The organism is Syntrophomonas sp. UBA5494 (assembly GCF_002426325.1).
Genome location: NZ_DIPG01000086.1, coordinates 3,203 through 8,279 on the forward strand (window position 1 = coordinate 3,203; position 5,077 = coordinate 8,279).

Annotated in this window: 4 protein-coding genes and 1 pseudogene; 1 reads left to right on the forward strand and 4 read right to left on the reverse strand. The window is 48.8% G+C overall.

Annotation, left to right across the window (positions count from 1 at the left end; genetic code table 11):
* From B3W37_RS09570 to B3W37_RS09585, 4 genes and pseudogenes are all read right to left on the reverse strand, one after another.
* A pseudogene (locus B3W37_RS09570) lies at positions 1–431 on the reverse strand (glycosyl transferase family 1); the annotation flags it as partial.
* 71 nt (positions 432–502) lie between these two features.
* Positions 503–1,882 (reverse strand): phosphomannomutase/phosphoglucomutase, encoded by a 1,380-nt coding sequence (locus B3W37_RS09575; protein ID WP_483175562.1) that lies wholly within the window; start codon positions 1,880–1,882, stop codon positions 503–505.
* A gap of 82 nt (positions 1,883–1,964) precedes the next feature.
* Complete coding sequence (locus B3W37_RS09580) at positions 1,965–3,008, reverse strand: mannose-1-phosphate guanylyltransferase (RefSeq protein ID WP_483169603.1); 1,044 nt, start codon at positions 3,006–3,008, stop codon at positions 1,965–1,967.
* 172 nt (positions 3,009–3,180) lie between these two features.
* Positions 3,181–4,371, reverse strand: coding sequence for a THUMP domain-containing class I SAM-dependent RNA methyltransferase (locus tag B3W37_RS09585; protein ID WP_483175563.1), 1,191 nt, complete (start codon positions 4,369–4,371; stop codon positions 3,181–3,183).
* Between the two features lie 140 nt (positions 4,372–4,511).
* On the opposite strand from B3W37_RS09585, the gene B3W37_RS09590 reads away from it, so the two are divergent.
* A partial coding sequence (locus B3W37_RS09590) for a YitT family protein (protein WP_483175564.1) occupies positions 4,512–5,077 on the forward strand: 566 nt, incomplete at its 3' end.

The window sequence follows — 5,077 nt, forward strand, 5'->3', positions numbered from 1 at the left end:
GAATGCCTGGTCATGGCAACAATACCGCTGGCGTGATAGCAGAGCATATCCAATATATGCTTTTGATGGCTGGAGGGGTGGGGCAATACGGTATGGCAGATCAGGATATACGGTTTGTGCAGATTTTTTACCAGATCAATAATGTAATCACCGTCTGAACCCCCATATATTCCGTATTCATGCTGTATGATTACCATATCTATTCTGGGATGAGAATTGATAAAAGCGGCGGCCCGTGAGTACTCCGCCAACTGATCCTGTCTGAGGTTGAACAGTACTTCGGGAGGATAGTCGTAGTCATAAGAATTATCGGAAACAGACAATACTGTCACTTGATGCCCATTGAAAAGCAGGCTCTCTCTTAGATCCATGGAGAAGGTAGCAATCCCGCACTGTTTAGGGGGATATGTTCCCACATTTAAAAAATTCACATTATTCACTCCTTGTCGTCACCTTGATAAACAGGTACATTAATGTAAGTCTTCCCTGAGAATCCGAAGATTTATACCTGGCAGGCCTGGAGTGAATTTACTTCTAAACCCAATTTCTGTAAACAGGCGAAAAGCTCAGCTTTGATTTGTTCCAAATAATCCGGGGTTTTGCCTTCACAGCGTACAATCAACTCCGGACCGGTATTTGAGGCCCTGACCAGTGCCCAGCCATGCGGAAACATGACCCGCGCGCCGTCAATGTCATTGATGGGATATTTATCTTTAAAGTAGGCTTTGACTTCTTCTACTATTTGAAATTTTTCATCATCACTGCTTGACACGCGAATCTCCGGTGTGGCGTAGTAAATATTGATGTCGGCCAGCATTTCCGTAATATCGGCATCGTTTTTGGACAATAAAGCCAGAAGGCGGGCTCCTGCATAAAGTGCGTCATCAAAACCATAATACTCATCGGCGAAGAACATGTGACCTGACATTTCCCCGGTGAAAATAGCTCCGCTTTCCTTCATTTTTGCCTTGATCAGCGAATGGCCGGTTTTGTATATCAAGGGCTCCCCCCCTAGTTTGACAATCTCATCGATTAAGCTCTGTGAGCATTTGACTTCTACTATGCAGGGAAGATCGGGATAGCGGGGCAAGATGTCCCGCCAGAACAATATCATTAAGAGGTCGCCCCAGATCATATTGCCGGAACTGTCCACAACTCCCAGACGGTCGCCGTCTCCATCTATACCGATTCCTAAATCGGCTTGATGCTCTTGTACAACTTTAATCAGATCGACCATATTGTCGGGATTAACCGGGTCGGGATGGTGATGGGGGAAGCTGGGATCGGATTCACAGTAGAGTTCGATTACTTCACAGCCCAGGCTGCGGAATACCTCGGGGGCAAACAAACCTGCGGCGCCGTTGCCGCAGTCCACCACGATCTTTAATCTTTTGGCGCCCATCTTAATGCGCTCCCTGATATTGTTACGATAGGTTTCAGCGATGTCCACATATTTGAGGCTGCCCCTGGCGCCCTCGATAAAATTCTGGCTTTCGACCATACGCCTTATTTCCTGAATCTGTTCACCGTAAATGGTGGATTCGCCCAAGAGCAGCTTACAGCCGTTATATTCGCCTCCATTATGGCTGGCGGTGATCATCATCCCGGCCGGAATGTTCAGATAGCGGGCCGCAAAGTAAAATATGGGAGTGATGACCAGTCCCAAATCTATGACATGGCAGCCTGAATCCTGCAGGGCGTTAACCACGGTATCACGAAACTGCGGCGAGGAGCTGCGGTTATCCCGGCCCACCAGAACAGTATCATAGCCTTTTTGTTTGGCCATAGCCGCAAAAGCCCGGCTTATCTGATCCATGGTTTGGTTGTCCAAATCCCGGCCTACTACACCGCGTATATCATACTGTCTGAAAATGTTTTTCATGATAATACCTCCTCAACTTATAGCGAATAAAGGGAATGGCGTATGAACTGCAAAAATCGGATTATGCTGTCCAAGGCCCGGTTTATAATAGGTCTTCGCGGCCCATGCTCTTCAGCACTTCGGTGAGGTCGCGGATATTCTGGCACTTGTTGCGATCCGCCACCATTATCACATCATCCGTTTCCACCACTACCAGGTCTTGGGCTCCGAACAAGACGATAGTTTTCTCGGTCTGTTTGATAATACAGCGCTGGCTGTCCATGGCGATTATGTCGTGGCCTTCGCAGACATTTTCTTGCCCGTCAGTAGGATGTATTTCCGAGAGGGCGTTCCAGCTGCCCAAATCACACCAGCCCATATCGGCCGGAACCACAGCCATGCGATCCGATTTCTCTGCGATTCCGTGATCAAGACTGATGTTAGGCAGCTCGCCGTAAGACCGCTTATAATAGTCATATCCATTACTGGCCGCCGCATGGATTTCCGGCAGGTGCTTGCGAAATTCGTCTATCAGGACCCCGATCCTACCTACATAAATACCTGCATTCCACATAAAGCGGCCGGTTTGTATGTAAGTTTGGGCCAGTTCGGCATCGGGTTTCTCATAAAAGGCGTTGACCTGATAAACCTCTCCGATATTGCCTACTTCCCATTTTGTTTTTTCGATGTAGCCGTATCCGGTTTCCGGACGGTCGGGCTGAATGCCGATGGTTACGATGTGACCGCTGGCTGCAGCCTGTCTGGCCTTCTTAAGGCTGTCGCTGAACACATGCTCGTTCAGTATATGATGATCGGCCGGAAATATGCCCAGAACTTCATCGCTTTTCTGGGCATACTGCGATAAAACCATACCAACCGCTGGTGCGGTATTTTTTCCTTCGGGTTCACTCATCACTTCTATTTGATCCCGATCCTCACGGCTGTTGACCAGCCGGTTGATTGAAGCCAGCAAATCATCGCCGGTAATGATGATGATTTTAGTGCAACCGGCTTGTTTGAGACGATCGATGGTATGATCGAGCATAGATTTATTGCCCACCAATTTGCAGAATTGCTTGGGATGTTGGTTGCGGCTTTCCGGCCACAGGCGTACGCCCCGGCCGCCTGCCAAGATCGCTGCTATCATGATAACCTCCAACAGTCTAGAGTTTTGTCATGGATGCCAAATGATACCTATCCCCAAAGAGTATTGGTTTATTTTCTCCTTTTATTGACATATTGATTCAGTTATTCATTGCAGTATGCGGCAATTGCAAGTCTATTGCACATTCAGCTGCAAGTAAGGCGATTGCTATCCCTCACCGGGGTGTAAAAACTTTTTGGCTTTGATCCATTTGCATAGCAAAAGGCCCTTTTATTTGTTCGGGCCTAGGCCCGTAAAATTGGTAAAAAGTGCAAGGAATGCGCCCGTTAAACAGTTTCCTGCGTTTATCGGCTTTCCGGCCCATAACCTTTTCCAGGCCTTGATACGGGGTCAATATATAGGCTGACCAGGTATTCAAGTGGGCCCATGATTTGGCCAGATCCTGATAAACGCTTTTAATCTGCTTGTCATCAAGCAGCCTCTCCCCATAAGGCGGGTTGCAGATCAGATATCCGTAGTGGAATGGGGACTTAAGCTCCCGGACCGCCCCGGTTCTAAAGCTGATCTGTTTTGCTATCCCGGCTCGCAACGCGTTAGACCTGGCCAGCTTGATGCAACTGCGATCGATGTCAAAACCCTCAATGCCCAAATCATTATAAATCTTCACGCTGTCCAGAGCTTCCTGCCGGGCCTGAGACCATATCCTGGGGCTGAATTGCGGCCAGTGTTCGGCATCGAAACTGCGCCGCAACCCCGGAGCGATGTTGCAGGCTATCATGGCCGCCTCAATTGCGATAGTGCCTGATCCGCAAAAAGGATCTATGAGGGGTCTGTCTTTTTTCCAGCGGCTCAAGGAAACCATGGCAGCCGCCAGGGTCTCTTTGAGCGGGGCTTCCCCCTGTTCTTTGCGATAACCGCGTTTATGCAGTCCCGCTCCACTGCAATCCATGGTGATGCTCACATTGTCTTCTAATATGGAAACCTCCAGCTGATAAAGCGGACCGTCTTCAGCAAACCATTTCTGCGGGTAGGATTGTTTGAGTTTTTCCACGGTGGCTTTTTTTACTATCGCCTGACAATCAGACACGCTATAGAGCTGAGATTTGATAGTCTTGCCATTTACCGGAAAACGGGCGTTTTTGGGAAGCCAGTCCTGCCAGGGCAAAGCCCGGGTGCCTTCAAACAGTTCATCGAAGCTGCGGGCTGAAAAGCGCCCTACCTCTATAAGCAAGCGATCCGCGCTGCGCAGCCACAGGTTGCAGCGCGCCGCCGCATCTGCTCCGGCGAGAAAAGCAACCCGCCCGTTTTCCACCTTTACTTCGGTATATCCCAGTTGTTTTAATTCGTAAGCCACAATCGCTTCCAGGCCAAAGGCCGCAGTGGCGATATAGCGGATATCCTGCATAAACAAATTCCACCCTGAGGTCAATTTATACTATTGTACTATATTTTGCAGGCAGGCCAAAAAACCAGGCTTGAATATGCTGCTTAAAATGTGTAGTATCGAGGATAAACTAATTATGGTATTTATTTAAGGAGGCTTCCATGAAGATAGCTTTGCAGCGGCCCAACTTCAGCAAATGGATAGAGCGCATCACCTGGCAGGACTTACTGGGGATTGTAATCGGCTCGCTCATTGCGGCGGCGGGGATTCAATGCATATTGGTGCCGGCTAATCTGCTGACTGGCGGCGTGACCGGGCTCGCTATCCTATTGCGCTATTCCACCGGAATCGAGGTGGGGATTTGGATCCTGCTATTGAACATACCCATATTTCTGGCCGGGTATCGTTTCATCAGTTCCCGCTTTACCATCTATAGCCTGTTAGGGGTTTTGGCTCTGGCGGGATTTCTGTATGTGTTCAAATATTTTCCCTTCCTAATCGGGGATCCGCTGCTTTCGGCCTTATTAGGCGGTGTATTGAGCGGATTGGGATTGGGGATTATTTTTCGCAGCAAAGCCTCCTCGGGTGGGACTGATATCATAGCCATTATTGTGAAGCGGTTGTGGGGCTTCAATATTGGGCAAACCTCATTGGTCTTGAATATTTTTGTAGTAGGGTTGTTGGCACTGGTAATCGATATCAGTGTAGCCATGTATTCCGCCATTGC

What these genes read in the sequence shown, in the direction of transcription:
- B3W37_RS09585 (WP_483175563.1), bottom strand. Translation starts at nt 4,371, where the DNA reads ATGCAGGATATCCGCTATATCGCCACTGCGGCCTTTGGCCTGGAAGCG.
- B3W37_RS09580 (WP_483169603.1), bottom strand. Translation starts at nt 3,008, where the DNA reads ATGATAGCAGCGATCTTGGCAGGCGGCCGGGGCGTACGCCTGTGGCCG.
- B3W37_RS09575 (WP_483175562.1), bottom strand. Translation starts at nt 1,882, where the DNA reads ATGAAAAACATTTTCAGACAGTATGATATACGCGGTGTAGTAGGCCGG.